27 protein-coding genes, 1 tRNA gene, 3 pseudogenes and 1 riboswitch are annotated in these 25,411 nt (G+C 59.3%); of the genes and pseudogenes, 18 read left to right on the top strand and 13 right to left on the bottom strand.

Translation table 11 applies throughout. From position 1 onward, the window contains the following. The first annotated feature begins 179 nt into the window (after positions 1 to 179). Entirely contained in the window at positions 180 to 803 is a 624-nt protein-coding gene (locus tag ACMVPR_RS14840) for a Crp/Fnr family transcriptional regulator (RefSeq protein WP_416883497.1), read from the top strand. A 219-nt stretch (positions 804 to 1,022) separates the two neighbouring features. Then, complete coding sequence (locus tag ACMVPR_RS14835; protein ID WP_416884664.1) at positions 1,023 to 1,154, top strand: H-NS histone family protein; 132 nt, start codon at positions 1,023 to 1,025, stop codon at positions 1,152 to 1,154. Between the two features lie 65 nt (positions 1,155 to 1,219). On the opposite strand, the gene ACMVPR_RS14830 is transcribed toward ACMVPR_RS14835, so the two are convergent. Next, the gene (locus tag ACMVPR_RS14830) at positions 1,220 to 1,882 is read right to left on the bottom strand and encodes a hypothetical protein (protein ID WP_416883496.1); all 663 of its coding nucleotides are present in this window, start codon (positions 1,880 to 1,882) and stop codon (positions 1,220 to 1,222) included. A gap of 39 nt (positions 1,883 to 1,921) precedes the next feature. On the opposite strand from ACMVPR_RS14830, the gene ACMVPR_RS14825 reads away from it, so the two are divergent. Continuing rightward, positions 1,922 to 2,437 carry a helix-turn-helix transcriptional regulator gene (locus ACMVPR_RS14825; protein ID WP_416884663.1) on the top strand — a complete coding sequence of 172 codons (516 nt, stop codon included), beginning with the start codon at positions 1,922 to 1,924 and terminating at the stop codon, positions 2,435 to 2,437. A gap of 242 nt (positions 2,438 to 2,679) precedes the next feature. Here the strand turns inward: ACMVPR_RS14825 and ACMVPR_RS14820 are convergent, their stop codons facing one another. Continuing rightward, on the bottom strand, positions 2,680 to 3,000 hold the full coding sequence (locus ACMVPR_RS14820) for an NAD(P)H-dependent oxidoreductase (RefSeq protein WP_416884662.1): 321 nt from the start codon (positions 2,998 to 3,000) through the stop codon (positions 2,680 to 2,682). Positions 3,001 to 3,066: 66 nt separating this feature from the next. On the opposite strand from ACMVPR_RS14820, the pseudogene ACMVPR_RS14815 reads away from it, so the two are divergent. Next, positions 3,067 to 3,481 (top strand): annotated as a pseudogene (locus ACMVPR_RS14815) (transposase); the annotation flags it as partial. A 38-nt stretch (positions 3,482 to 3,519) separates the two neighbouring features. Here ACMVPR_RS14815 and ACMVPR_RS14810 read toward each other — a convergent pair. Then, a protein-coding gene (locus tag ACMVPR_RS14810; protein WP_416883152.1) for an IS3 family transposase occupies positions 3,520 to 4,649 on the bottom strand; the annotation gives its coding sequence in 2 pieces (ribosomal slippage) (positions 3,520 to 4,406 and positions 4,406 to 4,649; 1,131 coding nt in all). Positions 4,650 to 4,706: 57 nt separating this feature from the next. Here ACMVPR_RS14810 and ACMVPR_RS14805 point away from each other — a divergent pair. The 3 genes and pseudogenes from ACMVPR_RS14805 to ACMVPR_RS14795 all read left to right on the top strand — a co-directional run. Next, positions 4,707 to 5,186 (top strand): annotated as a pseudogene (locus ACMVPR_RS14805) (IS3 family transposase); the annotation flags it as partial. Between the two features lie 286 nt (positions 5,187 to 5,472). Further along, positions 5,473 to 6,549: an IS110 family transposase gene (locus tag ACMVPR_RS14800; protein WP_416883495.1), complete on the top strand. Its 1,077-nt coding sequence runs from the start codon at positions 5,473 to 5,475 to the stop codon at positions 6,547 to 6,549. 16 nt (positions 6,550 to 6,565) lie between these two features. Beyond that, positions 6,566 to 6,854, top strand: a pseudogene (locus ACMVPR_RS14795) (IS3 family transposase); the annotation flags it as partial. 143 nt (positions 6,855 to 6,997) lie between these two features. On the opposite strand, the gene ACMVPR_RS14790 reads toward ACMVPR_RS14795, so the two are convergent. Further along, positions 6,998 to 7,072: transfer RNA gene (locus ACMVPR_RS14790), tRNA-Phe, on the bottom strand. Between the two features lie 175 nt (positions 7,073 to 7,247). Between ACMVPR_RS14790 and ACMVPR_RS14785 the strand changes: the two genes are divergently transcribed. The 4 genes from ACMVPR_RS14785 (at position 7,248) to ACMVPR_RS14770 (ending at position 11,567) form a co-directional block, all read left to right on the top strand. Then, on the top strand, positions 7,248 to 7,853 hold the full coding sequence (locus tag ACMVPR_RS14785) for a ribonuclease HII (RefSeq protein ID WP_416883494.1): 606 nt from the start codon (positions 7,248 to 7,250) through the stop codon (positions 7,851 to 7,853). A 115-nt stretch (positions 7,854 to 7,968) separates the two neighbouring features. Next, positions 7,969 to 9,072 carry a site-specific DNA-methyltransferase gene (locus ACMVPR_RS14780; protein WP_416883493.1) on the top strand — a complete coding sequence of 368 codons (1,104 nt, stop codon included), beginning with the start codon at positions 7,969 to 7,971 and terminating at the stop codon, positions 9,070 to 9,072. Between the two features lie 210 nt (positions 9,073 to 9,282). Then, positions 9,283 to 10,056, top strand: a complete 774-nt coding sequence (locus ACMVPR_RS14775; RefSeq protein WP_416883492.1) for a fumarylacetoacetate hydrolase family protein — start codon at positions 9,283 to 9,285, stop codon at positions 10,054 to 10,056. Positions 10,057 to 10,922: 866 nt separating this feature from the next. Then, positions 10,923 to 11,567, top strand: coding sequence for a L,D-transpeptidase (locus ACMVPR_RS14770; protein ID WP_416883491.1), 645 nt, complete (start codon positions 10,923 to 10,925; stop codon positions 11,565 to 11,567). Between the two features lie 15 nt (positions 11,568 to 11,582). Here the strand turns inward: ACMVPR_RS14770 and ACMVPR_RS14765 are convergent, their stop codons facing one another. Next, positions 11,583 to 11,858, bottom strand: coding sequence for a hypothetical protein (locus tag ACMVPR_RS14765; RefSeq protein ID WP_292268612.1), 276 nt, complete (start codon positions 11,856 to 11,858; stop codon positions 11,583 to 11,585). Positions 11,859 to 12,120: 262 nt separating this feature from the next. On the opposite strand from ACMVPR_RS14765, the gene ACMVPR_RS14760 reads away from it, so the two are divergent. From ACMVPR_RS14760 to ACMVPR_RS14750, 3 genes are read left to right on the top strand one after another with little or no spacing between them, the layout of a single operon-like run. Next, a complete protein-coding gene (locus ACMVPR_RS14760; RefSeq protein WP_416883490.1) occupies positions 12,121 to 13,014 on the top strand; it encodes a DMT family transporter in 894 nt (297 codons plus the stop codon). 38 nt (positions 13,015 to 13,052) lie between these two features. Continuing rightward, complete coding sequence (locus tag ACMVPR_RS14755; protein WP_416883489.1) at positions 13,053 to 13,787, top strand: cytochrome c biogenesis CcdA family protein; 735 nt, start codon at positions 13,053 to 13,055, stop codon at positions 13,785 to 13,787. Between the two features lie 19 nt (positions 13,788 to 13,806). Then, positions 13,807 to 14,217: a thioredoxin family protein gene (locus tag ACMVPR_RS14750; RefSeq protein WP_292268609.1), complete on the top strand. Its 411-nt coding sequence runs from the start codon at positions 13,807 to 13,809 to the stop codon at positions 14,215 to 14,217. Positions 14,218 to 14,222: 5 nt separating this feature from the next. Here the strand turns inward: ACMVPR_RS14750 and aroC are convergent, their stop codons facing one another. Continuing rightward, on the bottom strand, positions 14,223 to 15,326 hold the full coding sequence (gene aroC, locus ACMVPR_RS14745) for a chorismate synthase (protein WP_416883488.1): 1,104 nt from the start codon (positions 15,324 to 15,326) through the stop codon (positions 14,223 to 14,225). 184 nt (positions 15,327 to 15,510) lie between these two features. Next, positions 15,511 to 15,612: riboswitch (TPP riboswitch) on the top strand. Between the two features lie 35 nt (positions 15,613 to 15,647). Between aroC and ACMVPR_RS14740 the strand changes: the two genes are divergently transcribed. The 3 genes from ACMVPR_RS14740 to ACMVPR_RS14730 are packed head-to-tail and all read left to right on the top strand — an operon-like array spanning position 15,648 to position 18,818. Beyond that, positions 15,648 to 16,637, top strand: coding sequence for a thiamine ABC transporter substrate-binding protein (locus tag ACMVPR_RS14740; RefSeq protein WP_416883487.1), 990 nt, complete (start codon positions 15,648 to 15,650; stop codon positions 16,635 to 16,637). Continuing rightward, complete coding sequence (locus ACMVPR_RS14735) at positions 16,613 to 18,130, top strand: thiamine/thiamine pyrophosphate ABC transporter permease ThiP (protein ID WP_416883486.1); 1,518 nt, start codon at positions 16,613 to 16,615, stop codon at positions 18,128 to 18,130. Before ACMVPR_RS14740 ends, ACMVPR_RS14735 begins: the two co-directional genes overlap by 25 nt. Next, on the top strand, positions 18,114 to 18,818 hold the full coding sequence (locus tag ACMVPR_RS14730; RefSeq protein WP_416883485.1) for an ATP-binding cassette domain-containing protein: 705 nt from the start codon (positions 18,114 to 18,116) through the stop codon (positions 18,816 to 18,818). The genes ACMVPR_RS14735 and ACMVPR_RS14730 overlap by 17 nt, the downstream gene beginning before the upstream one ends. A gap of 101 nt (positions 18,819 to 18,919) precedes the next feature. Here ACMVPR_RS14730 and ACMVPR_RS14725 read toward each other — a convergent pair whose 3' ends face one another. The 3 genes from ACMVPR_RS14725 to petA are packed head-to-tail and all read right to left on the bottom strand — an operon-like array spanning position 18,920 to position 21,663. Continuing rightward, entirely contained in the window at positions 18,920 to 19,708 is a 789-nt protein-coding gene (locus tag ACMVPR_RS14725; protein WP_416883484.1) for a cytochrome c1, read from the bottom strand. A 17-nt stretch (positions 19,709 to 19,725) separates the two neighbouring features. After that, complete coding sequence (petB, locus tag ACMVPR_RS14720; protein ID WP_416883483.1) at positions 19,726 to 21,072, bottom strand: cytochrome b; 1,347 nt, start codon at positions 21,070 to 21,072, stop codon at positions 19,726 to 19,728. 12 nt (positions 21,073 to 21,084) lie between these two features. After that, positions 21,085 to 21,663: a ubiquinol-cytochrome c reductase iron-sulfur subunit gene (petA, locus tag ACMVPR_RS14715; RefSeq protein WP_300582114.1), complete on the bottom strand. Its 579-nt coding sequence runs from the start codon at positions 21,661 to 21,663 to the stop codon at positions 21,085 to 21,087. Positions 21,664 to 21,881: 218 nt separating this feature from the next. Here petA and ACMVPR_RS14710 point away from each other — a divergent pair, with 218 nt between their 5' ends. After that, on the top strand, positions 21,882 to 22,550 hold the full coding sequence (locus ACMVPR_RS14710) for an outer membrane beta-barrel protein (RefSeq protein ID WP_292268600.1): 669 nt from the start codon (positions 21,882 to 21,884) through the stop codon (positions 22,548 to 22,550). Here the strand turns inward: ACMVPR_RS14710 and pssA are convergent. From pssA to ACMVPR_RS14690, 4 genes are all read right to left on the bottom strand, one after another. Beyond that, positions 22,547 to 23,320 (bottom strand): CDP-diacylglycerol--serine O-phosphatidyltransferase, encoded by a 774-nt coding sequence (gene pssA / locus ACMVPR_RS14705; protein WP_416883482.1) that lies wholly within the window; start codon positions 23,318 to 23,320, stop codon positions 22,547 to 22,549. The genes ACMVPR_RS14710 and pssA overlap by 4 nt on opposite strands. After that, positions 23,317 to 23,979, bottom strand: coding sequence for a phosphatidylserine decarboxylase (locus tag ACMVPR_RS14700; protein WP_416883481.1), 663 nt, complete (start codon positions 23,977 to 23,979; stop codon positions 23,317 to 23,319). Before ACMVPR_RS14700 ends, pssA begins: the two co-directional genes overlap by 4 nt. A gap of 88 nt (positions 23,980 to 24,067) precedes the next feature. Further along, positions 24,068 to 24,673, bottom strand: coding sequence for a glutathione S-transferase (locus ACMVPR_RS14695; RefSeq protein ID WP_416883480.1), 606 nt, complete (start codon positions 24,671 to 24,673; stop codon positions 24,068 to 24,070). A 115-nt stretch (positions 24,674 to 24,788) separates the two neighbouring features. Further along, positions 24,789 to 25,409 (bottom strand): FMN-binding negative transcriptional regulator, encoded by a 621-nt coding sequence (locus tag ACMVPR_RS14690; RefSeq protein WP_416883479.1) that lies wholly within the window; start codon positions 25,407 to 25,409, stop codon positions 24,789 to 24,791. Positions 25,410 to 25,411: the final 2 nt, after the last annotated feature.

Here is a 25,411-nt window from a genome sequence, read left to right as displayed (position 1 = left end):
TCCTGACCCAAATGAGGGTAGTGCGACATCACCATGCGCGTGCGACAAAAAACGACGTGGGAAAAAACGGTCCCAAGTCCAAGCTTGACCTTGGGTGATCCTGAAACGCAGTCTCGCCCGGACACTAGAATAGCGCCCGCGAGGTGCAAAGCATCCAGAAGGGTTGGCGGGGAATACCTATGGAATTTGTTGAGTTGATCGGATTTGCTGCGTCAGCTTTGGTCTTTCTGACGTTTTGCATGCAGACGCTGCTGCCTCTGAGACTGATTGCAACCGCCTCGAACCTCTTGTTTATCGCCTATGCGTGGATCGCAGGACTCGCCCCTATCATGATCCTTCATATGCTTTTGCTTCCGGTGAATATCTGGCGGCTTGTCCAGCAGTTGCAAATGCGGAACCGCCTTAAACAAAGCCTGGCCGACCAGACAGACATTTCTTTGTTGGTGCCCTTCATGACACTTGACGCCTATCAGGACGGAGCCGTGCTGTTCAACGAGGGAGAGCCCGCCGATCGGCTACTCCTCATAATCCAGGGCGAGGTCATTGTTGACGGTGTCGGAGGCGTGCTTGGCAAAGGCACCATACTGGGGGAAATGGGACTGTTTTCGGACAAAGGCCGCAGGACCGCCACAATATCTGCAGTGGGGTCTGTCTCGGCGGGTTGGATCAACCGGGCAACGGTGATCAAGATATTCCGAGACCATCCCGATTTCGCGCTTGCGCTGACTCGTATGATGGTCACGCGTCTGGCGGACAATCAGCAAGCCCTTCGCCAACAGCTTGCGCCCTCGCAAAACCTGTAAAGATAACGCGCAATCGGGTTCAGCGATTTGCCATGTGACCGGCCCTGACCGTGTTATTCGCACTCTTGAGATCAAAGCTTTGTATGTCCACCGCGTCCTGCCTGAACACAAGCCCAATGCTATTCTCGTCAGGTGAATTCTTCAGTTTCATGAACACCCTTTTTCGGTGTCCGCGAAACCGGCAGCAGGTCAGTCCTATGTTTTCCGTCCATCTAGGCTCTGGACTCAATCCTGCTTTGCAGCCATGCATCGAACCCGGCGCTCACCTGGTCCGGCCGGGGAAGGAAACCGCAGTGGTTCGAAGAGGCTCTCGCGATAAATGAGCAGCCCTATGAACTGGCCGTGAGTTGAAGGGTAGGTAGCACGGTTGGCGTAAATCTGCGGTCGAGGAGCACCGCGGCGAATGGCGGCTCTGGCTAAACGTCGAACCCTCGGTTCCACCAGCGGTTGGGATTCTCTCGGTCCCCGCTTAAATCTGCTCGGCTAGCCCAAACCTGCTGGACCATTATTACCGGTTCTTCATAGGAATGCGCATGTCGAATTGCCTCGACCGCGCTTGCGAGCATAGCCGTATCCCCCGCGACTGTAAACGTGAGGACCCTTGCAGGCATTTCAATGGTTTCCGACCTATCGCCCAGTTTGGACCCTTTCTTTGGGCGAAAGAATTGCACACCTTCACCGCTTTCAAACGCGACGCCCTCAAACGGTCCGTATTCCAATCCTACGGCATCCGTCACGGCTTGCCGAACTCGTTCGTCATCGCGATTGGCCAATTCGACCCAAACCAACCATGATGCCACGAATTTGCAGGTTTTCAGTTCACTATTAAGGTCTGACAAGTCCACCATGGACACTCTCCTATTCGATTTGGAATGGGTCACTAACAGATGCTTACTGACACGTAGCTGGCAGTAGTGATATGCTCCTGTCGGTGGCATCGGGAGAAAGGCATGGCACAGACAGAGCGCCTTTTTGATGTCATTCAAATCCTTCGCAGTGCGAAGAAGCCCGTCTTGGCCGCCGAAATTGCCGAAATCTTTTAGGTTTCCGTACGAACCATCTATCGCGACATCGCGCATTTGCAGGCTCGGCAAGTACCGATCCAAGGTGCAACCGGAGTGGGCTACGTGATGCGTGCCGGGTACGACCTTCCGCCCTTATCCTTTGATGAGAACGAAGCCGAAGCGATAATCGTCGGTTTGCACATGGTTGCGCGAACGGGCGACCGGGGTCTTTGGAACTCGGCAAAAAGCGCCGCCCGAAAACTGCATGGCGTCGCCCCGGGTGTCAGGCATCTGGTCGCCTCGTCCTGGGGAAGCAAGTCACGAGAGACCGACGCATTCCTGATCCGGCGCGCGATCCGTTCGGAAACCAAATTAAAACTCACTTATGCGGACGCATCTGGCAAGCAGACTGACCGCACAGTTTGGCCGCTCGCCATTATCTATTACTGCGACAACGAGGTTCTCGTTGCATGGTGCGAGATGCGCTCTGCCATCAGGCATTTTCGTTTGGACCGAATGCAAAGGTGCTCCGAGCTTGAGGACCGATTTTGTGGCCAGGGTTCCGCCATCTTGGCAAGATGGGAGCAAGACTATAAAGCGTCGGTTGTCGAAACTGAGCGGCTTTTTTGAAACTGCGCTAATGAAGCGGTCGTTCAAACGCACGCAGCGAAAGTCGGAAGAGTGACGCACCGTAAAGTTTTCGTCTCGTGCGTATCGATCGTCTACTCTCTGCTCTGCACGCGCCAATCCGACAGACCGCACGAAAGCGCTCCTCTGATCGGCGTCGCTGATCACGCAGTCGACATTATCGGCTCGCGTTATGCCGGGAGTTCATGGGGCTCTGGCCGCAGAGCCCCACTGTGGCACTATTCCTAGATTGCCGATGCCAGTTCAGACGCGTGTTTCATTGCTGCTGCTTTGACAACTTCGACGTCTGGCGTCAGCACGGTTGGCTGAACGCGAATATCGCTCTGATCGACAATCCCGAGGAAATTCAGCCAATCCCTCAAAACCGGTGTCGAGAAATCTGAACCGAAGTTTTCGCCGACGTCGTTATGCCAGACGCCGCTGGCATGAATGATCACGGCTTTCTTGTTTTTCATCAGTCCAGAGTAACCAGCCACCGGATCAAAGCCAAAACTCCACCCTGGTTGCGTGACGAGATCGATAAGATGCTTTAGCTTGTAGGGTATCCCATTGTGAGGTGCCCCTAGATTTGTAGACGCTTTGCCCCCTTACTTTGAGCCGAGGAGGCGGACATTGGGACAAGCAACTACAGCGATGAGTTCAAGCGCGATGCGGTGCATCAGATAACCGTGCGCGGGTATCCTGTGCGGGAGGTATCCCGCCGTTTGGGCGTCAGCACGTATTCTCTCTACAAGTGGGTGAAGCTGTTCGGGGAGCCGTCGCCGAAGCCGGGCGTGGACCACGAGGCTGAGAACCGACGCCTGAAGCGCGAGCTGGCTCGGGTGACCGAGGAGCGCGACATCCTAAAAAAGGGCGAGTTCATTTTCCGCCATTGGTCCGAGGACAATGGACGAGCGCGTACTTCGCGCGCGAGTCCCAATGAAGTACGCCTTCATCCGGGCGCATCGCGAGGAGTTCGGCGTCCGGGCCATGTGCCGGGTGCTGCGGGTTCACTTCTCCGGCTTCTATGCATGGCTCAAGGAGCCGTGGACTTGTCACGCTTTTGTGCCGCCCCCTGTGCTCGTTTAAGCTACTTTCCGTTCGAAGGCGACCGGGCTTTTCCAGCCTAATGCTGAGTGCCTGCGACGCGGATTGTAGAAGCCGTTGATGTACTGGAAGATGGCCACTTCAGCTTCCCGTCTCGTCGGCCAGGACCTGCGCCAAAGCATCTCAGCCTTGATCGTTTTGAAGAAGGTTTCGACGGCGGAGTTGTCGTAGCAATTGCCCTTGCCGCTCATCGATACCTGGAAGCCGTGCTGGCGTAGGAGCTTCTGATAATCGTGGGAGCAATATTGGCTGCCACGGTCGGTGTGGTGAATGCAGCCCCTGGGCGGCTGGCGTAGCGCCACAGCCATCTGCAAAGCCCGGATGGCCAGGTCGCGTTTCATACGATTGCTGACCGCCCAACCGATGACCCGACGGGAATGCAGATCCAGTATCACAGCAAGGTAGAGCCAGCCCTCTCGGGTCCACACATAGCTGATGTCACCGGCCCACTTCTGGTTCGGCTGATCTGCGCGGAAGTCGCGGTTCAGCAGGTTCGGCGCGATGTTGAACGCATGGTTGCTGTCGGTCGTCACCTTGTATTTCTTGGACCGTTCGACGCGTATGCCATTCTCGCGCATCAGTCGGCCAACGCGGCGATGGCCGATGTTCAGGCCAAGCTCTTTCAGCTCCTCGGTCATTCTTGGTCGACCGTAGCTGCCCAGGCTTAGACGGGATTGTTCCTTGATGTGGGCCAGCACGACCATGTCTGTCCGCTGCCTTTGACTGGCCGGACGGCTGCGATAGGCACGCAGGCCGCGTTCGCTAACATCCAGAACCTGGCAAAGGCGGTTGGTCGGGAAATCGCGGCCATGCTCCTCGATGAACCTAAACCTCATGGCTTTTGGCTCGCGAAGAAGGCCGTGGCCTTTTTTAGGATATCCCTCTCCTCCTTGAGAATGCGGTTCTCCCGTCGAAGCCGCTCGTTCTCTCGGGCCAGGTCCAGTTCCTTGTCCGACACCACATCAGTGTCACGATGCGCCATCACCCATTTGTTCAGCGTCGATAGGCCAACACCCAAATCTGACGCAACCTGCCTGCGTGTCAGCCCGCTCGTCAGCGCGATCCGCACCGCATCAGCACGGAACTCTTCCGTCCGTTTCGTTCCCATAGTTCGTCTCCTTTGCTGCAATAAATGCTATCAAAGGAGCGGCATCAAACCGCGACACGTCCACCGCTGAGCCATCGCGCGCAGGAAGATGCGCGGCAGACCGAGCTGATCCGGCAGGCCTGGGCAGAGAGCGGCAAGGTCTACGGCTATCGCAAGCTGACGGACGATCTGCGCGACCAGGGTGAACGGATCTCGGAGAACCGCGTGGCACGCTTGGCGTCACTGGCCGGGATCGCCGCGCAGGTCGGCTACAGGCGTCGTCCCGGCCGATATGGCGACAAGCCCGCGATCGTTGCCGAGAACAGGCTCAAGCAACGGTTCGAGGCGTCCCGACCCGATCAGGTCTGGGTGACCGACATCACCTACATCAAGACCTATGAAGGCCCGCTGTATCTCTGCGTCGTCATCGACCTCTTCTCGCGCCGGGTCGTTGGCTGGTCTGCCCAATCCCGCATGACCACCGACCTCGCCCTGCAGGCCCTGCTGATGGCCGTCTGGCGACGAACGCCCGACAACCGGGTCACGGTGCATTCCGACAGTCATACGATTGGTGCCAGTTCTCGGGTGGTTTGACTCAAACACCGATCGACCATTCGCTGGGTTGGTGCCGCATGGCTTTCCGGTGTGATCTGACTCTCACTCCGATCGACCTGACACGTGTCTTTCCCTGGACCTGTCGATCATCCGGGAACGCCCTGCGGCGAGCTTGTCTCAAAGGTGCGCCGTGACCCAAGAAGGGCCTGACCATCCGGTCTCATGACTGTTCTGTCCCTGCATTCTTCTGAGCGATGCTCGTTCACGTGCCGCAGGAAAGGATCATAGGATGGCCGAACTCTCAGAAGCATCTCACGTCGTCGGCGGCGTCGATACCCACAAGGACTTGCACGTTGCTGCGGTCGTTGACCACCAGGACCGCGTTCTCGGTGTCGAGAGCTTTCCCACGACACGACATGGGTATCGCTTGATGCTCGCCTGGATGCGGTCTTTCGGCGATCTACAACGCGTTGGCATCGAATGCTCGGGCAGCTATGGCGCAGGATTGTTGCGTTACATGCAGGCGGCTGGTGTCGAGGTTCTGGAGGTCACTGCCCCTGACAAGCATGACCGCCGCCGCCGCGGAAAGAACGACCACTTCGATGCGGAAAGCGCTGCTCATGCCGCATTTGCCGAACGGCATACCGTGACACCAAGGAGCCGTGATGGAATGGTCGAAAGCCTCCGTGTTCTAAGGGTTTGTCGCAAGACGGCCGTCCAGGCGCGCCGCATCGCCTTGCAGATGATCCAGACGACGATTGTCTGCGCGCCCGACAGGTTGCGAGACCCGTTGCGGCAGATGACCCGCATGCAGTTAATCCGCACGTTGGCAGCTTGGCGGCCTGATCTCACGGCGTATCGGGAGGTCGAAGAAGCCTATCGCATCTCGCTCAAATCGCTGGCGCGGCGCTATCTGGAACTCCATGACGAGATCGCCGACCTGGATGACATGATCGAAGCCATCGTCAAGGATCTTGCCCCAGAGCTGCTCGAACAGACAGCGATCGGCCTGAACAGCGCGGCGCAGCTGCTGCTGACGGCTGGCGATAACCCTGAGCGCCTCAGGTCGGAGGCCAGCTTTGCGGCACTTTGTGGCGTCAGTCCTGTCCCTGCGTCATCAGGCAAGACCATCAGGCACAGATTGAATCGAGGCGGTGATCGCGCGGCCAACAGCGCCATCCACATTATCGCGATCGGACGGTTGCGACTGGACCCGCGCACCCAGGCCTACGTTGCCAAACGCATCGCTGCCGGCAACTCGAAGCTGGAAGCCATTCGCAGCCTCAAGCGCTATATCGCCCGAGAAGTCTTCGGCATCATCATGCGGCGTCAGAAGCACATCAATCAGTCCCAAATCGCCGCTTGACTCTTAGAAGGGCGTCCAAGGTTCCCAGTTCACCAGCCGGGAGTGGCAGACCTTCCTCCGCCAGCACGACCTTGAGCCGGCGCGGGAACTGCCACGACAACGCCGTCGCCGAGAGCTTCTTCCAACTCCTGAAGCGGGAGCGCATCCGGCGACGGACGTACCCGACCCGCGAGGCCGCTAGGCAGGACGTGTTCGAGTACATCGAGCTGTTCTATACCCCGAAGCGCAAACACACGAACAACGGCATGCTGTCGCCCGTTGATTTCGAGATCAGACAGCAGAAAATGAACGAGGCAGGTATTTAGGAAACTAGGGGCACCTCAGTCTTGAGCTACAAGAACTACTAGACGTCTTGGTCAAAGCGCTACCCCAGTGATACCCGAGAACAAATTTACGCGTCACCTGAGTTGCTGGATTAGCCGCAGGTATTTGATTTAATTTGATAAAATGGTGCCCGGGGGCGGAATCGAACCACCGACACGAGGATTTTCAATCCACTGCTCTACCCCTGAGCTACCCGGGCACGGGTGAACGATCATCGTTCGGGTGGCGGCGTTCTATGTGACGGTTTGGGGCGTGTCCAGTGGGTTTTCGACCTAAATCGCAAAAACAGACATCGCGGACAGGGTGGTGCGCCGCGGGGGTCTGGAGCGGCTGTGTCCGCTTGCCTTTGCGCGTCATTTGGGCAAGCTGGCGGGATGGCACCAAGCTTTGAATTCGAAAACCATGTGCGCCTGTCCGGGGCCAGCAGGATCGCCGGTGTCGATGAGGCGGGGCGGGGGCCTCTGGCAGGGCCTGTGGTCGCTGCTGCGGTAGTGCTTGATCCATCGGTGGTTCCCGAGGGGCTCAATGATTCAAAGGTGCTGACGGCGAAAAAGCGAATGGCGCTTCTCGACCTCATCCTGACGCAGGCAGAGGTCGGGATCGGCCTCGCAACGGTCGAGGAGATCGACTCGTTGAACATCCTTCGGGCGAGCCATGTTGCCATGTGTCGCGCGATTGAGGATTTGAAAGCACCACCTGATCACGTGCTTATCGACGGAAATCTCGTTCCGCGTGATTTGACCGTGCCGGCGACCCCCATCATCAAGGGTGACAGCCTGTCTTTGAGTATCGCTGCGGCCTCAATTGTGGCCAAAACAAGGCGCGATGCGATCATGTGGGATTTGGCGCAACAGTATCCCGGCTATGGCTGGGATCGAAATCAGGGATACCCGACGAAGTGTCACAAAGAAGCCCTTCGAAATCTTGGTGTCACCCCACACCATAGACGTTCGTTCAAGCCCGTGCACAATATCTTGTGACAAGATAAAATCATAACCACTTGATTCAAAAAAGAAATTGACCGCGAATCGGCTTTGACTCATCTTTCGAGCCAATCACAGAGCGCAAAATCGGCGCCGGGACGATAGGCAGAGAATGACGAAGATGACCAAACCGAACAGCGCTGATGCGCTGCCGATCAACACGATTCTTGCAGGGGACTGCATCGAGATCATGAATGGATTGCCCGCCGCGTCGGTCGATCTGATCTTTGCAGACCCGCCCTATAACCTGCAGCTGAAGGGCGATCTGCATCGCCCCGACAACTCCCGCGTCGACGCCGTTGATGATGAATGGGACCAGTTCTCCAGCTTCAAGGCATATGATGACTTCACCCGCGGCTGGCTGAAGGCTGCACGCCGGTTGCTCAAGCCTGATGGGGCGATCTGGGTCATCGGCTCGTATCACAATATTTTCCGTGTCGGGTCCGCACTGCAGGACGAGGGCTATTGGATCCTCAACGATGTTGTCTGGCGCAAATCGAACCCGATGCCGAATTTCCGTGGCAAGCGCTTTACCAACGCGCATGAGACCATGATCTGGGCGTCGAAATCGGAAGGCGCGAAATACACCTTCAACTATGAGGCGCTCAAATCGCTCAACGAGGGCATCCAGATGCGGTCCGACTGGGTGCTGCCGATCTGCAATGGGGGCGAGCGGCTCAAGGATTCCGCAGGCGACAAGGCACATCCGACGCAAAAACCGCAGGCTTTGTTGCACCGTGTCCTCGTTGGATCGACCAAGCCGGGTGACGTGGTGCTTGATCCGTTCTTCGGAACCGGCACCACTGGTGCTGTTGCCAAGATGCTTGGCCGCGACTGGATCGGCATCGAACGCGAAGCGAAGTATCGCGAAGTTGCGGAACAACGGATCGCGGCAGTGCGCCGTCTGGACAAGGCTGCGCTCGAAACGACAACTAGCAAGCGCGCCGAACCGCGCGTGCCGTTTGGCCAGCTGGTCGAGCGCGGCATGCTGCGCCCCGGTGAAGAACTTTTAAGCATGAATGGTCGTCACAAGGCTAAGGTCCGTGCCGATGGCACGCTGATCGGCAATGACATCAAGGGCTCGATCCATCAGGTCGGCGCGCATCTTGAAGGCGCGCCAAGCTGCAATGGCTGGACCTACTGGTGCTTCAAACGCGATGGCAAGACCGTGCCCATCGACGTCCTGCGCCAGCAGATCCGCGCCGAGATGAACTGACCCATACAGAACACCGCCGGTGCATGCGGTCATGATCCCGCGGCACTACACCTTGCCCCGCCGGTTTTCGGCGGGGTTTTTTCGATTTCGGCCCGTGTCGCGGGCCTCGGAGGCTGACGATTTCCGTGGCGTCCCGGACCTGGCGACCTATAACCACCAAAACCTAAGGTCGGACGCCGACCCACACGACCAACTGAGGGAGGACAGAGTATGAAATGGGCCAGAGCGACAGGTGCCGACGGCAGCATAATGACAGGCGTCATCGCGGATGACATGTTCCACCCTCGCGCCAGCCTTGGTTCCGAGCACACAGCAGGTGACGCGGTCGCGGTTGCCGACGTGACGTTGTTGCCACCGGTGGTGCCGGGCAAATTCATCGGCCTCTGGAACAACTTCAAGGCTGCTGCGGAAAAGAACGGTAACGAACATCCCATGCACCCGCTGTACTTCTTCAAGGCCGACACGTCATTGTCCGGTCCGGGCGCTTCGGTCGAATTGCCAGACTCTGCGGGTCGGGTGATCTTCGAAGGCGAATTGGGCATTGTCATCGGGCAAACCTGCAAGAACGCATCGGTTGAAGAGGCGGAACAGGCCATCTTCGGCTACACCTGCATCAACGATCTGACGTCTCTCGACATTCTTTTCGCCGACCCGTCCTTCCCGCAATGGACCCGCTCCAAGAGCTTTGACGGCTTTGGGGTTGTTGGACCGGTGATCGAAACCGATCTGGCGTGGCAGGACGTGACCGTCACTGTTCTGGTCAATGGCCGCGAACGGCAATCCTATCCCGCCGCGGACATGATCCTGCCGCCTGCGCAGATCGTCAGCCTCTTGTCGCAGGACATGACGCTCAATCCCGGTGACCTGATCGCCTGCGGCACATCGCTGGGCGCGCGCCCTGTGAAGGCAGGGATGGAGGTCGAGGTTGTGATCGAGGGGATTGGCGGTGTCAGCGTGACACTCACCGGCGCTACGGACGGCTGATCGGAGCGCCCGAGGCGGCCCGTCTCGCCGCCTCGGCCATGAGCGGGATCAAGGTTTCTGGATGTTGAAACACCAAGGCAAGCCCAGCGTTCGCCAAAACATCGACCTGCATCCAAGGACGGCCGCTTTCAATATAAAGCACAATCAGAATTCTCAGGGAAATCTGATGCGGCGTGCCTGCGGGCTTGCAACTAGCCTGATGCAGACACACCGCATTTCCTCGGCCATAACCGGAAGAGGTATCATGGCCGGGGAATCTCTAAATCTCGTTACGCTACGCGAACGTCATTCATTCTCCTACAACCGCCAGCATGCCTGCCACCCCTTTGTTCTGCGGCATCAAGTACCGATGTGGTTTCGCGATGCTGGTGATCGGCGCTGCGACTGCAATGAGTATGTAAGTTCCGGCGTACAAAGCTGTGAACATGATCACAGCAACGATCAGAAACTCGGAAAGTTGGATCGTCGTGACGTCCAACACGCCCGGCATGAGCAACCGATACGAGATACTGGTAAACCTCTGACACTTTTCCCCCCAACACATGAGTTATGCTGTTGGGTTAGGAAGTCTCGGGTTTTGCCACATCTCCCAAATGGGGGGTGGCACGTGCAAATGTGACCTAGGGTAAGGATTTCCTTACCATCCTGAAATTGTTTGGATTTTATCGTGTGCGGAACCTCCGTGGACCGCGCCATCACGCGATGCCTTCTGTAGCAACACATTCTGCATCTGGCACACATATTTGTGAGGCAGGGAATTTACGTTTGAACCTATGGCCAAATTGACGGTTTCACTAACAGCATCGCATAATTACACAGAGTGAGGTCCGCTCTGCTTTGGACCCGTTAAGATTGAAAGGCTGCCTATGTTCACCAGACGACAGATGATTGCCACCCTTGGCGCACTGGCCACACCAGCCCTTGCTGGCCCGGCCCTTGCCGCGCCAAGCGAATGGGACGCATGGGATTCACAAGTGACGCCCACGAATTTCGATCTGGGAACAAGCAATCCGTGGGGGCTCCACCCGCGCTACCTGCCGCAGCGTGTTCGCGCCAACGAAGGCTTGACGCCCGGTGATGTCCATGTCGATGCGGTCGCGCGCTATCTCTACCACATTCAGGACGATGGCACCGCGATGCGCTATGGCGTCGCCATCGGACGGGACGGTCTTTATGAACCGGGTGTCTACACGATCCGTCGCAAAGCCAAATGGCCGGGCTGGACGCCGACACCTGCGATGATCAAACGCGAGCCCGAGAAATACGCCCGCTGGGAAGAGGGGATGCCTCCCGGCCCGGAAAACGCATTGGGGTCGCGGGCGCTCTATCTCTATGTCGGCAATCGCGACACCTATCTGCGCATCCACGGCACACCTGCACCTCGTTCCATCGGGACGCGGGCCAGTTCGGGCTGCGTGCGTATGGTGATGGCGCATATCAACACGCTCTATGACAACGTGGATACGGGTGTGACCGCCTATCTTTATCCAACGGACGGCGGGCGGCTCTAGGCCGCCCCATTTCCGTCAGCCGGCAGGCCGAACGCAGATCGGATTGCCGCTGGTCGTGCGCAGGGGAAGTTCGGTCGTCTCGACTGGGCCACGATGTGTGTACCAGTAACAGCCATCTTCGGCCTTCACCCGTGCTGTTGTCAGATCCTGGAAAGGGGCTGCAATGGACGACACCGATTCTGGTACGGTGATGATCCCACCGGAAGATCCACCAGATGTCGGGACCGGTTCGCAGGCCGCGAGGCCAAGCAGGGTCAGGGGGGCCGCGAGAAAAGCCTTGGCTCTGGTCATGTCAAACTCATTCCGCTGTATAAAGTTGCCTCCGAAGGTTGCACTAGACTGGTAACGCCGCAAGCCTGTGCGCAATCATCGCCGTCCGGGCATGGCATGGATGCCGCAACTCGTTGCGGAGTCACATCTCTGCAAAGCCCCTCGGTCGAGCGTGGCAACTACTTGACCACCGGTCATTGCAGTTCCGGCCCCGCGATGTGTAGATGGGCGCAAAGCGACCAGCCGATGCGCAGGTTGCATTTTTCCGTGATCGGAGGCCCAGTTGGACATACGCGCAATCCTCATGGGACTGGCTTTTGCAGCCATGTGGTCTTCGGCCTTCACCTCTGCGCGGATCATCGTGGCCGACGCGCCGCCATTGATGGCATTGGCCCTGCGCTTTGCCATTTCGGGGGCACTGGCGGTTCTGATTGCGCGTCTCATGGGGCAAAGCTGGCATCTTACACGAAACCAGTGGAAGGCGACGATCGTCTTCGGCATCTGCCAGAACGCGCTCTATCTCGGTCTCAACTTTGTCGCCATGCAGAGGATTGAAGCCTCGCTTGCCGCCATCATCGCATCCTCGATGCCGCTCCTTGTCGGAGTGGCGGGCTGGGTCTTTGCTGGAAAACGCATATCGCCGCTGGGGATCATCGGGTTGATCGCAGGGTTCTGTGGCGTGGTGATCATCATGAGTGCGCGGCTTGGCGCAGGCGCGGATCTGGTCGGCGTTGGTCTGTGCCTGCTTGGCGTGATCTCGTTGACGGTGGCCACGCTCTCGCTCAGCAACGCCAGCTCTGGCGGCAATTTCATGATGATCGTCGGTCTGCAAATGCTGATCGGCAGCGCCGTCCTCTGGCCCGCCGGGCTGCTGCTCGAGACAGCAGCCGTCACCCTTTCGCTCAAATTGGTGCTGGCCTTCATCTACACCACGCTCGTGCCGGGACTGATGGCCACCCTGGTCTGGTTCTGGCTGGTCAACCGCATCGGAGCGGTCAAAGCTGCGACGTTCCATTTTCTCAACCCGTTCCTTGGCGTGGCCACGGCAGCGCTGATCCTGTCGGAACAACTGGGTGCAATGGACATTCTGGGCGTGGTGATCATCACCTTTGGTATTCTGGCGGTGCAGATCTCGCGTCAGACCGGCGGGACTGAAACAAACTCAACGCCGAAGTGAAAACACGTCAGCATGAGTTTCAATGACAGGCCGTGTGTTTGCAGATTACGTCTGCAACCATGGAAATCGTGTTTGCATATCTTGCGGGGCTTCTGACCCTCATCAACCCCTGCGTGATCCCGGTGCTTCCGATCGTGCTGGCAACGGCCGTGCAGGCAGACAAGCGCGGCCCTCTCGCGCTTGCCGCCGGCATGAGCCTGTCCTTCGTTGTTCTTGGCGTCAGTGTCACCGCGTTTGGTCACCTGATCGGCCTGACCGTCGACACGCTTGCGCAGATCGGGGCATGGCTGATGGTGGCCTTCGGCCTGTTGCTGCTGGTGCCCAAGGGCAGTGCCGTCATGGTCGCGGCGACATCCGGCCTGTCTGCACGAGCCGATGCAGGGATGAACGAGCTCGACGGCCAATCCCTGCGGGGCCAATTCGCTGGTGGTGCGCTGCTCGGCGCGGTCTGGAGCCCTTGCATCGGCCCAACCTTGGGCGGAGCCATCGCGCTGGCCAGCCAGGGACAAAGCCTTGGTCATGTCACCCTCATCATGTCGGCCTTCGCGCTGGGTGTGTCGAGCTTCATGCTCGCGCTGGCCTATGGCGCACGCGGTGCGATCGGCAGGCACAATGCCCGTCTGCGCAAGATCGCAATGGCCAGCCGCCCCGTGCTTGGGCTGGCTTTCCTTCTGGTCGGTGTTGGCCTGCTTCTGAAATGGCACCACGTGATTGAAATCTGGCTGCTCGACAACCTGCCGATTTGGCTGGTCGATCTGTCCGTTCGTTTTTGACCCAACAGGAGACTGATATATGGATCGTCGTACGTTTCTGACCCTCACTGCCGCATCTTTGGCCGTGCCATTCGCAGCTCACGCCGAGGCACTCTCCTACACACCCGGATTGGTGCAGGAACGGCTCGCCAAAGGCGAAACGCTGTTCCTCGATTTCACCGCGAGCTGGTGTTCGACCTGCAAGTCGCAAGCGCGCACGATCAACGCGCTGAAAGCGGAAAACCCGGCCTATGCGCAGGGCGTGACCTTTATCGACATCGATTGGGACACCTACGGTACGTCAGAACTGGCGCAATCCCTCAAGATCCCGCGCCGGTCGACGCTGGTGGTGTTGAAAGGCGATCAGGAGCTGGGCCGCATCGTTGCCGGCACTGGCACGGCAGAGATCAAGGCACTGATGGACACGGCGCTGGCAGCAGCCACATCGTGACCTGATCAGCCGATCTTTCCCCGATTCTCGCCCACCTGTCCGCGATGCAGCAGCAGGTGGTCGAGGATCACGCAAGCCATCATCGCCTCACCCACGGGCACCGCACGAATGCCGACGCAGGGGTCGTGACGGCCCTTGGTGATGATCTCGGTCTCTTCACCCGACTTGGTGATCGTCTTGCGCGTCGACAGGATCGACGAGGTCGGCTTGACCGCAAAGCGCACAACGATGTCCTGACCGGTCGAGATGCCACCCAGAATACCGCCCGCGTGGTTTGACGAAAACTTCGGCTTACCGTCATTGCCCATGTAGATCTCGTCCGCGTTCTGGGTCCCGGTCAACATGGCCGACGCCATGCCTTCGCCAATCTCCACGCCCTTGACCGCGTTGATGCTCATCATCGCGGCCGCCAGATCCGTATCCAGCTTCCCATAAATCGGCGCACCCAGCCCAGCAGGCACACCGCGCGCCACAACCTCAATGATTGCGCCGACACTTTCGCCGGACTTGCGCAGCCCGTCGAGATAGTCTGCCCAGTCCGCTGCGGCCTTGGCATCGGGTACCCAGAAGGGGTTGTTCTCGATCTCGTCCCAGTCGAACCGGTCCCGGTCGATCTGATGTGGCCCCATCTGGGTCATGTAACCGGTGATCTGCACGTCCGGCAGCATCGCCTTGATCGCCTCACGCGCCAGACCGCCTGCCGCCACCCGTGCCGCGGTTTCCCGCGCCGAAGACCGCCCGCCCCCGCGATAATCGCGGATGCCGTATTTCTGCCAATAGGTGATGTCCGCATGGCCGGGGCGGAATTTCTCCATGATGTCGGAATAGTCTTTCGACCGCTGGTCCGTGTTCTCGATCATCAATTGCACCGGAGTGCCGGTGGTCTGGCCTTCGAACACACCCGACAGGATCTTTACCTCGTCCGGTTCCCGCCGTTGCGTCGTGAACTTGTTCTGCCCCGGTTTGCGCCGGTCCAGCCAGTGCTGGATCATGCCAGCATCAATAGGCACACCCGGAGGACAGCCATCTACCGTCGCCCCAAGCGCAGGCCCGTGGCTTTCGCCCCATGTGGTGACACGGAAGAGATGTCCAAATGTGTTCAGGCTCATTGCGCGGGTCTCCTTGGCTCTGACGTGTCCTAGGGCAGGGCGGGGTTGGTCTCAAGGTGTTTCGAATGGGCTGCGCCCATCCGACAGGTTGGGGGACCAGTCCCCCAAACCCCCTGGAGTTTATCCAGCAAGATGAAGGAACAAAGTTTTCTGCTTGAAGACGTAAGCGCGCAGGTCTACGTCTTGCGCTACCTCGGGGTGCCGGTGACCAGGCTGAGATGCGTGATGCGAACCCGTTGAACCTGAACCAGTTAACACTGGCGGAGGGAAGGTCTGGATACGCTCCTGCTTTGCCCTCTCGTCGCAAAACAGGAGGATGCCATGAAAACGGCCCTTTCATTTGCTGCGGGACTTCTTGCGTCGACCACGATGGTCTTTGCACAGGATAAACCCGTTCTGACCGTTTATGCGGGTGATTACATCGTCTCGGAATGGGGTCCCGGCCCAAAGATCGAAGAGATGTTCGAAGCGCAATGCGCCTGCGACCTGCAGTTCAAGCCGGGCGATCTCTTGCCCCGGATCCTGCTTGAAGGCGCGCAGACCGATGCGGATATCGTGTTTGGTCTGAACACCGACGTCACCAAACGCGCCCGTGAAAGCGGTCTGTTTGCACCGCATGGACAGGACGTATCAAGCCTGACCCTGCCAGTCGAATGGACTGACGACGTGTTCTTGCCCTACAATTACGGGCACACCGCGTTCATCTACAATGAAGAGCGGATTTCGTACGTTCCTGAAAGCTTTGACGCGTTGCTGAATGCGCCGGACGATCTGAAAATCGTCATTCAGGACCCGCGCTCGTCGATTTCGGGGCTGGCCTTGGTTCTGTGGGTCAAGGCGATCTATGGCGATGAGGCGGAACAGGTCTGGGAACAGCTTGCGCCAAAAATTCTGACCGTCACCAAGGGCTGGTCGGAAAGCTATGGCCTGTTCACCGATGGGGAGGCGGACATGGTGCTGAGCTACACAACCTCGCCCGCCTATCACATTATCGCCGAAGAGGACCGCACCAAGAAAGCCGCGATCTTCCCGGAAGGACATTACTTCATGGTGGAACTGTCGGCAAAGGTGGCAGGCACCGACGTGCCCGAGCTGGCGGATCAGTTTCTGAAATTCCAGCTCTCCGAAGAGTTCCAGACCATGATTGCAACGGGTAACTGGTCCTTCCCGGCCAAGCTCGATGCCTCGAAATGGCCTGAGGGGTTCAAGGAGCTGAACCTGCCGGAAAAGGTGCTGTTCTATTCCGAAGATGAAGCCGCCGCGTTGCGGGATGAAACGGTCGAGGAATGGCGACGCGCGCTGTCTCAGTAATCGCGGCGTTGACCGTGGCCGGTCTGGTGATCGGCCCGGTCACGGCTGTGATCCTGCGGGCGGAGGCGTTCAGCGGGTTTCGCCCGGCAGATTGGCAGGCGTTGCGGTTTACGCTTTTGCAAGCCACGCTGTCTGCCTTGCTCAGCGTGCTCTTCGCGATCCCCGTGGCGCGTGCATTGGCCCGGCGTCGGTTCATCGGACGCGGGCTGCTGGTGGCGCTTCTGGGGGCGCCGTTCATCCTTCCGGTGATTGTTGCTGTGCTGGGTCTGTTGGCCGTGTTCGGGCAATCAGGATTGCTCAATCGCCTGTTGGCCCCGTTGGGGTTACCTGAACTGCAGATTTATGGGCTGCACGGCGTTCTGTTGGCGCATGTGTTCTTCAACCTGCCGCTGGCGACACGGCTTATCCTGCAGGGGTGGCTGGCCATTCCGGCGGAGCAATTCCGCTTGGCGGCCACGCTGGGCATGGGACGCCGCGCCATGTGGCGATCCATCGAAGCGCCGATGCTGCGCCGGATCGTGCCGGGGGCATTCGCGGTGATCTTCGTGATCTGCCTATCGTCCTTTGCCGTCGCACTGACCCTCGGAGGCGGGCCTCGGGCAACCACGTTGGAGCTGGCGATCTACCAGTCAATGCGGTTCGATTTCGATCTGGCAAGGGCTGCGGTTCTTGGCCTTGTGCAACTGGCTTTGGCATTGACCGCCGGATTGATCGCGCTGCAAGTCACCACTTTACCGGTCGCCGCCAAGGGCCTGGACCGGCAGGTGCCACGCTGGGACCGTACGGATCGGCGCGCAATCTGTACGGATGCGGTCTGGATCGGCTTCGCGGCGCTCTTCCTGCTGACACCGCTCGCGATGGTCACTCTCAACGGTCTGGCCGGGATCACAACGCTGGGCGCATCGGTCTGGCAAGCGGCTGCGCATTCGATCCTCGTGGCGCTGGGCTCCACCGCGCTGTGCCTGCTTTGGGCGTTGCCCTTGGCGACACGGTGGGGGGAATGGCTGGGCCTTGCCGGGATCGCGCTGTCGCCCTTGGTTCTGGGGATTGGCCTGTTCCTGATCGTCCGCCCCTTTGCGAACCCGTTCGACCTTGCGCTTTACGTCACAGCAACAGTCAACGCCTTTGTCAGCCTGCCGTTTGTGCTGCGCATCCTGCGCCCCGAGGCCGAGGCGATCCGGGCTGACCACACCCGTTTGCGCAAAGCGCTCGACCTGTCGGATTGGGCATGGCTGCGCTGGGTGCTGCTGCCCCGGCTGAAGCGACCCCTGGGCTTCGCGGCGGGCCTGACAGCGGCCCTGTCGATGGGCGACCTTGGTGTCATCGCGCTCTTTGCCGATCCCGACCGGGCGACCTTGCCGCTGAAAGTCTATCAGTTGATGGGGGCTTACCGCATGGAGCAGGCGGCAGGTGGGGCGCTTTTGTTGTTGATCCTGAGCCTTGGGTTGTTCTGGCTGTTTGACCGGGGAGGGCGCGTTGGCTCTGCATCTTGACCATATCAAAGCCCGGACCGGGTCGTTCGATCTGTCCGCGGACCTGACGGTGTCGGCTGGGCAGCGCGTCGCGATCATCGGTGCGTCGGGGTCGGGCAAGTCCACGCTGCTGGATGTGATTGCCGGATTTCTGCCTCTGGTGTCAGGGGTGGTGCGCTGGGCAGGGCAGGACATCACCGCGATGCCGCCGGGGGCGCGACCCATCAGCATCCTGTTTCAGGACACAAACCTCTTTCCGCATCTGACGATTGGGCAGAACCTTTCGCTGGCACTGAACCCGGCAACGGGGCGGCTGCGCGCAGGAGATGCAGATCGGATTGACGCTGTTCTCGCGCGGGTCGGTCTGTCCGGTTTCGCGCCACGGCGCTTGTCCGAGATGTCGGGCGGTCAACAAAGTCGTGCGGCGCTCGCCCGGGTATTGCTGCAAGGGCGGCCCGTGCTGCTTTTGGACGAACCTTTTGCGGCGCTGGGTCCGGCGCTCAAGGTTGAGATGTTGGACCTTGTGGCCGAGGTTGCTGACGCGGAAGAGTTGACCGTGCTGCTGGTCTCGCATGATCCGCAAGACGCGCGCCGGTTTGCGGCGCAAACGATCGTTGTGGAGGGCGGACAGGTGAGCGCCCCGCAGGAGACCGCAGCGTTGCTCGACAACCCGCCCCCCGGTCTGCGTGCCTACCTCGGGGCTCGGTGAAGCTTCTTCCAAGACGCTTCAAGCCTGTTCCAACAGGCTTGCCCGCAAACGAAAAAGCCCCGCCAAATCGGCGGGGCTTTTCCAAATCTTTAACCGAAGGATTACTCTTTCGCGCGGGCCTTGACCGGTGCCCAGAGGCGTTTGTTGGTCAGGTAAAGCAGAACCGAGAGAACCGTCAGGAACACAACACCGACAAAGCCGGCCTGCTTGCGGGCCATCAGCTTGGGCTCTGCCGCCCACATCAGGAACGCTGCCACGTCCTGTGCTTGCTGTTCGATCGACGCTTCGGTCCCGTCGGAATATTCAACGTCATCGCCGTAAAGCGGCGGCCCCATCGAAATCCATCCGCCAGGAAACGCGGTGTTCTCGTAAAGAGTGACGCCGGCTTCCTCTTTCTCTTCGCCGGTGTAGCCGTGCAGAAGTGACGCGATGTACTCGGGTCCACCCATGCCCTTGAAGAACTGGTTGATGCCCAGTCCATAGGGGCCATGGAAGCCTGCACGAGCCTTGGCCATCATGCTCAGGTCAGGAGCACCAGCAGCGGTGTTCGCCGGGAAGTTGTCGGTCGGGCGGGCCGGGCGGAAGTCTTCCAGCTCGTCGTCATAGACTTCGAAGAACTGCTCCGCATAGGCGCGGACCTGATCTTCGGGCATGCCGGGGCCATCTTCGGCCGACAGCGTGCGCAACGGCACGTATTTCATGCCGTGGCAGGCGGAACAGACCTGAGTGTAGACCTGAAGACCACGCTGCAATTGCGCCTGGTCGAAGGTTCCGAAGGGGCCTTCGAAAGAGAATTCGAAATTCTCGACATGGCCTGTCGCTCCGGCGGCATATGCGCCGGAGACAGGGGCCAGGGCCAATGTGGCCGCGAGGGCAAGTTTCTTAAGCATTGTTCGCTCGTCCTTTCTTACTCGGCCGGGGTCGCTGCATGAGCGCCGCTGTTGGTCGAGGACTTGCCATAGTGCGCCTTGAAATCGTCCTCGATGGTGTCCGGCTGCGGCAGCGGCTTTTCAAGCACGCCAAGCAGCGGCAGGATCACGAGGAAGTAGGCGAACCAATAGGTGGACCCGATCAGGGCGATGTAGGGATAGATCCCTTCGGCAGGCATTGCGCCAACCCACATCAGCACAAAGAAGTTCACCACGAAGAGCCAGAACCACCACTTGAACATCGGGCGGTAACGGCCAGAGCGTACCGACGATGTGTCAAGCCACGGCACCAGAGCCATCACGACGATCGCGCCGAACATCGCCAGAACACCAAAGAACTTGGCGTCAACGATCCCGCCGGTCAGGAAGTTCGCCGCGATCACGACCCAGACGTCACCGTCAAAGGCACGCAGGATCGCATAGAACGGCAGGAAGTACCATTCTGGAACGATGTGCGCGGGTGTCACCAACGGGTTGGCTTCGATGTAGTTGTCCGGGTGGCCAAGGTAGTTCGGCATGAAACCGACAACCGCGAAGAACACCACCAGGATCACCGCCAGCGCGAAGAGATCCTTGATCACGAAATAGGGCCAGAAGGGCAGCGTGTCTTTCTCGGCATCTGCCTTAGACGTGCGGCGCACTTCGACACCGGTCGGGTTGTTGTTGCCCGTGGTGTGGAAGGCCCAAATGTGCACGATCACGAGACCGGCAATCACGAAGGGCAGCAGATAATGCAGTGAGAAGAAGCGGTTCAGCGTCGCATTGTCCACAGCCGGTCCGCCCAGCAGCCATGTCTGGATCGATTCACCGATGAACGGGATCGCGCCAAAGAGGCCGGTGATCACGGTCGCACCCCAGAAGGACATCTGTCCCCACGGAAGAACGTAACCCATGAAGGCTGTGCCCATCATCAGCAGGTAGATCAGCATGCCGATGATCCATGTGATCTCACGCGGGGCTTTGTAGGAGCCGTAGTAGAGACCGCGGAAAATATGCGCATAAACCGCGACGAAGAACAGCGATGCGCCGTTCATGTGCAGATAGCGCAGCATCGCGCCGCCGTTCACGTTGCGCATGATGTGCTCGATGCTGGCGAAGGCCAAATCGACATGCGGCGTGTAATGCATCACCAGAACAACGCCGGTGATGATCTGCAGCGCAAGGCAGAACGTGAGAACAATGCCCCAGATCCACATCCAGTTCAGGTTCTTCGGTGTGGGGATCATCAGGGTGTCATAGAGCAAACCAACGATCGGTAACCGCGAGTGCAGCCACTTTTCGCCGTTGCTTGACGGCTCGTAATGGTCGTGTGGAATTCCAGACATTCGCGCGTCTCCTTATCCCAGCAGGATGGTTGTTTCGTCGACGAATTCGGCTGGCGGCACCGGCAGGTTCTGCGGTGCTGGCCCTTTGCGAATCCGTCCAGACGTATCGTAGTGAGACCCGTGGCAGGGGCAGAACCAGCCGCCGACACCGCCATCAAGGGCGTAATCGCCGGCATTGCCGAGCGGAACGCAACCGAGGTGCGTACACACGCCCATCTGAACCAGCCATTCACCGGATTCATCCATGGCGCGGTTTTCGTCGGTTGCTTCAGCCGAGCCATCGCGATTGGCGTTGCGCGCAACCGGATCGACCAGGTCGGACACATCAACGCTGCGTGCAGCTTCGATTTCGTCAGGGGTGCGGCGGCGGATAAAGACCGGCTTGCCGAGCCATTTGACGGTGATCTGAGAGCCTTCCGATACGCCTGACACGTCTACTCGAATCGAGGACAGGGCCAAAACGTCTGCCGATGGGTTCATCTGGTTGACCAGAGGCCAGACCGCGGCACCGGTTGCAACCGCGCCTGCACCCGCTGTTGCGTAGTACAGGAAGTCCCTCCGGGTGCCTTCGTGGTGTTCTGCGTTGGACACGAGGTTATCTCCATTTAACGGCCGATCGACTGGCCACAATACGGGTAAGGCCACCCACCGGGCGGCACACTGAGGCGCTATTTAGCGGGCTACCCCCTAGCCGTCCACCTCCAGAACACCTAGGTTAGGAATAAGCGCCGAAGTGTCGCGGTATATGGCACTGACCTTGCAAGAATGGCGTGGTAGTTACGTGAGAAAATCGGATCGGACGGCCCACCATGCAGAAAACGATTCTGTCAGGTATACTTGTACTTAGCACATTGACCATTGCTGCCCCGGCAATGGCAGAAATGGAGCTGTCGATCTATTCCGGCTGGCAAACCGCACCGCACAGCCGCCTGTATGGCGACTATCCGGGTACCGGCGCTGACATCGATGCACTGATCGGCTGGGAAGGCCGGTCCTTCGAAATGCCGCCCTATTATGGCGTTCGTGGCACTTGGTGGAAAAACGAAAGACTTGGGTTCGGACTCGAGTTCACCCACGCCAAGGTTTACGCACCTGATAGCGAAAAGGCCGCGATCGGCTTTTCCGATCTTGAATTCACCGATGGCCTGAACATCGTGACGGCCAACGTCTACCAGCGGTGGCCCGGTCTTTGGGCGCAAGGCGCGGTCACACCCTATGTGGGCGGTGGCCTCGGAATCGCGGTGCCGCATGTCGACGTGGACACGACCACCGGGATCGACACGTATGAACTGCAGATCACGGGACCAGCGGCACGTCTGACCGCAGGCGTGAGCTATGACATCAATGATCGCTTCGCAGTGTTCGGCGAATACCAGTTCACCTATTCCAGCAACAATGTTGATTTGCCCGAAGGCGGCTCGCTGGAAACAGACATCAAGACCAATGCTCTGAACATCGGTCTGACGCTCAAGTTCTAGGCGTCGTCCCGCGCCTCGTTGTCGCTCTTGGCCTGTGCCAATGCGCGGCGCGAGGACGGCAACATCCAGATCACCGCGCAGATGTAGATCAGACTCAACACAACCAGAGCAATCCAGGTGTAGATGGCCACGGCCGCGCCGATTGCGGCAAAGCCGACAAGAAACATTTTGACCCGACGTTGGCTGATCTTGGTGGTCTTGAACGACCAGACGGGAAACCGCCCGATCATCATCATGCCGATCAACCCGATATAAAGTGCCAGAAGCACATCAGGGATGATCTGTTTGCTGTCGAAAGCAAAGGAGGCATACATCGGCAGCATCACCAGAATAGCACCGGCCGGTGAAGGGATTCCGATGAAGTAGGCGTTCTCGGCTGATCCGTTCTCGGCCTTGCGGGCCACGTTGAACCGGGCGAGGCGCGTCACCGCGCACACCGCATAGACCAGCACTGCAAGCCATCCCAACTGCCGCGTGTCGTCCAGAGCCCAGACATACAGCAGCAGCCCCGGTGCGACCCCGAAATTCAGGAAGTCGGCCAGCGAATCGAGCTCTGCTCCCATCTTGCTGTCGCTGCCAAGCGCGCGGGCAAGCCGCCCGTCCAGCCCGTCAAGGATGGCCGCCAACAGGATCAGCTGAACCGCCAGTTCGTAATTGCCCTGCAAGCCGAACCGGATCGCGGTCAGCCCCGCGCAAATGGCGGTCACGGTCAGCATGTTTGGCAAAAGCTGAACCAGCGTCAGTTTCTGTCCGTTCTGCTCGGTGTTCATTTCGACAGGTCCGCAATCACCGTTTCACCTGCGATCATCGTCTGGCCGATCTTCACAGACGGCTCCACCCCCTCGGGCAGATAGATATCCAGCCGCGATCCGAACCGGATCAGCCCGAACCGTTCCCCGCGGTCCAACACAACGCCTTCTTGCGTGAAACTCACGATACGCCGGGCCACCAGACCGGCGATCTGGGTCACGGTCAGGATGCGATCGTCGGCCATCCGGATCACCAGCGAATTGCGCTCATTGTCCTCGCTCGCCTTGTCGAGGGACGCGTTCAGGAACTTGCCGGGCTTGTAGGCGATCTTTTCAACCTTGCCCGCCACAGGCGCGCGGTTCACATGGCAGTTGAACACCGACATGAACACGCTGACCCGCGTCAAAGCTTCTTCCGGCAGGCCCAACTCGCGCGGCGGCACCGCCGGTTCGATCAAGGACACAACCCCGTCTGCCGGGCTGATCACCAGCCCTGGCGCATCCGGTGTGATCCGCTCGGGATCGCGGAAAAAATAGTAACACCAGACCGTCAGACCCACGCCGATCCAACCCAGCACGTCTTCAATGGCAAAAAGAACCAGAGTGACTGCCGCGAAGATCGCGACGAACTTGCGCCCCTCCGGGTGCATTGGTTTGATGAATGTATCTGTCATCCGCATCGCGGTACTATCCTTTCAAAGCATTTCAGGTCGGTAAACCGGGGATCACCGACGCGCAAGCTTTGCTGTGATGACTTGGCGTCGCGGATCACGCCTCGGGATGGGTCGCCACCATGCTGTCCCGCTTGGAAAAGGACTCAAACCACGCCGCCAGACCATCCCGGCCTGTCCGCCAGGACCGCGCATCGTGCCGCAAGTCGAGATAGCCAAGCGCACAGGCCACCGCGATGTGTCCCATGTCTATGCGCCCGTTCAGATGACTCATCCACCGCGTATTGAGCGCATCAAGCGCGCGGGACACCTTGCCCCACTGGCCTTCGACCCACTCCATCATGACCTTTTCTTCGGGACGGAACCGGGTTTCGTAGACCATTAGCACCGCCGCATCGAGAATGCCATCCGCTGTCGCCTCAAGCGTGAGCGTGTCCCAGATGCGATGTTCGGGGTACAATCCGGCATTCGCCCGCGCATCCAGAAAGCGACAGATCACCCGGCTGTCATAGATCGCCGGCCCGTCGGACCGGATCAACGCAGGGATCTTGCCCACCGGGTTCGCCGCGATGAGTTTCGAGTCTGGCGCAAGAGGCGTGCTCAAAACATTCACATGCTCGATGTCATCATACTGTCCGGTCTCGTGCAGCATCACGAGAACCTTGCGCACGAATGGTGATGGTCCTGAACGAAGAAGTTGCATCAGCCTGCTCCCAATATCTGTAATGCCTCACGTAATCCTGTTGCGCGCGAAATGCCAAGCGGCGTGTCGCGATGCGTCGACGCATCGCCTCTTTCCGTTGACGGAAAGAGCCCGCTCACAGCACCGGCGGTTCCGCCATCAAAGCCGCCAGCGCCTCAAGCTCGGTGCCCATTCCGCCCGACACCTGCGCTGCGGCGCGCACGCGCACCGCGTCGTCCTTGTTCTGTCCCAGCTTCCATGTCGCCGCTATGTCCTCCACCACCATCCGGCAGGGCACGATCATCCGCATCATCTTGTCCAGCACCTCGGGCGTCATCTTGCCTGTTGTCCATGGCGCCTTTCCCGCCAGCCGCGTCTCGAAATGCGCCGTCTGCGTGTCCAGCACCTCGCGCATGGCCTCATGCGGCAGAAGCTCCAGAACGCCCGTGATCTGCACCGCCACGTAATTCCACGTCGGCACCTGATCCACGACCCCGTACCAATCCGGCGAAATATAAGCGTCCGGTCCTGTCACCGCGATCCGGGCGGGCAGGGGTGTTTTCAACGCCCGCGCAATCGGGTTTGAGCGCACCAGATGGATCAGCACCTCGCGCCCGTCCTCGGACAACAGAACAGGCACATGCGCCACCATGGGGACAGGGTCACCATTGATCAGCAAGGTCCCAAAGGCGCGATCCCGCACAAAGGCAATGTCCTTGCCGTGATCGTGGCTGTGGAAGGTCGGGTTCGGATGCATGA

The sequence above is a fragment of the Marivita sp. genome (assembly GCF_048006345.1).
Taxonomy (GTDB): Bacteria; Pseudomonadota; Alphaproteobacteria; order Rhodobacterales; family Rhodobacteraceae; genus Marivita.
The sequence above is the reverse complement of the archived record's forward strand: the minus strand, read 5'-3'. Positions and strand labels throughout refer to the sequence as shown.

Bases quoted from the DNA above. Each gene is read 5' to 3' on its own strand.
- ACMVPR_RS14840 (WP_416883497.1), top strand. From the start codon at position 180: ATGGAATTTGTTGAGTTGATCGGATTTGCTGCGTCAGCTTTGGTCTTT.
- ACMVPR_RS14830 (WP_416883496.1), bottom strand. From the start codon at position 1,882: ATGCGCGATGTCGCGATAGATGGTTCGTACGGAAACCTAAAAGATTTC.
- ACMVPR_RS14800 (WP_416883495.1), top strand. From the start codon at position 5,473: ATGGCCGAACTCTCAGAAGCATCTCACGTCGTCGGCGGCGTCGATACC.
- ACMVPR_RS14785 (WP_416883494.1), top strand. From the start codon at position 7,248: ATGGCACCAAGCTTTGAATTCGAAAACCATGTGCGCCTGTCCGGGGCC.
- ACMVPR_RS14780 (WP_416883493.1), top strand. From the start codon at position 7,969: ATGACGAAGATGACCAAACCGAACAGCGCTGATGCGCTGCCGATCAAC.
- ACMVPR_RS14775 (WP_416883492.1), top strand. From the start codon at position 9,283: ATGAAATGGGCCAGAGCGACAGGTGCCGACGGCAGCATAATGACAGGC.
- ACMVPR_RS14770 (WP_416883491.1), top strand. From the start codon at position 10,923: ATGTTCACCAGACGACAGATGATTGCCACCCTTGGCGCACTGGCCACA.
- ACMVPR_RS14765 (WP_292268612.1), bottom strand. From the start codon at position 11,858: ATGACCAGAGCCAAGGCTTTTCTCGCGGCCCCCCTGACCCTGCTTGGC.
- ACMVPR_RS14750 (WP_292268609.1), top strand. From the start codon at position 13,807: ATGGATCGTCGTACGTTTCTGACCCTCACTGCCGCATCTTTGGCCGTG.
- aroC (WP_416883488.1), bottom strand. From the start codon at position 15,326: ATGAGCCTGAACACATTTGGACATCTCTTCCGTGTCACCACATGGGGC.
- ACMVPR_RS14740 (WP_416883487.1), top strand. From the start codon at position 15,648: ATGAAAACGGCCCTTTCATTTGCTGCGGGACTTCTTGCGTCGACCACG.
- ACMVPR_RS14735 (WP_416883486.1), top strand. From the start codon at position 16,613: ATGGCGACGCGCGCTGTCTCAGTAATCGCGGCGTTGACCGTGGCCGGT.
- ACMVPR_RS14725 (WP_416883484.1), bottom strand. From the start codon at position 19,708: ATGCTTAAGAAACTTGCCCTCGCGGCCACATTGGCCCTGGCCCCTGTC.
- petB (WP_416883483.1), bottom strand. From the start codon at position 21,072: ATGTCTGGAATTCCACACGACCATTACGAGCCGTCAAGCAACGGCGAA.
- ACMVPR_RS14710 (WP_292268600.1), top strand. From the start codon at position 21,882: ATGCAGAAAACGATTCTGTCAGGTATACTTGTACTTAGCACATTGACC.
- pssA (WP_416883482.1), bottom strand. From the start codon at position 23,320: ATGAACACCGAGCAGAACGGACAGAAACTGACGCTGGTTCAGCTTTTG.
- ACMVPR_RS14700 (WP_416883481.1), bottom strand. From the start codon at position 23,979: ATGCGGATGACAGATACATTCATCAAACCAATGCACCCGGAGGGGCGC.
- ACMVPR_RS14695 (WP_416883480.1), bottom strand. From the start codon at position 24,673: ATGCAACTTCTTCGTTCAGGACCATCACCATTCGTGCGCAAGGTTCTC.
- ACMVPR_RS14690 (WP_416883479.1), bottom strand. From the start codon at position 25,409: ATGCATCCGAACCCGACCTTCCACAGCCACGATCACGGCAAGGACATT.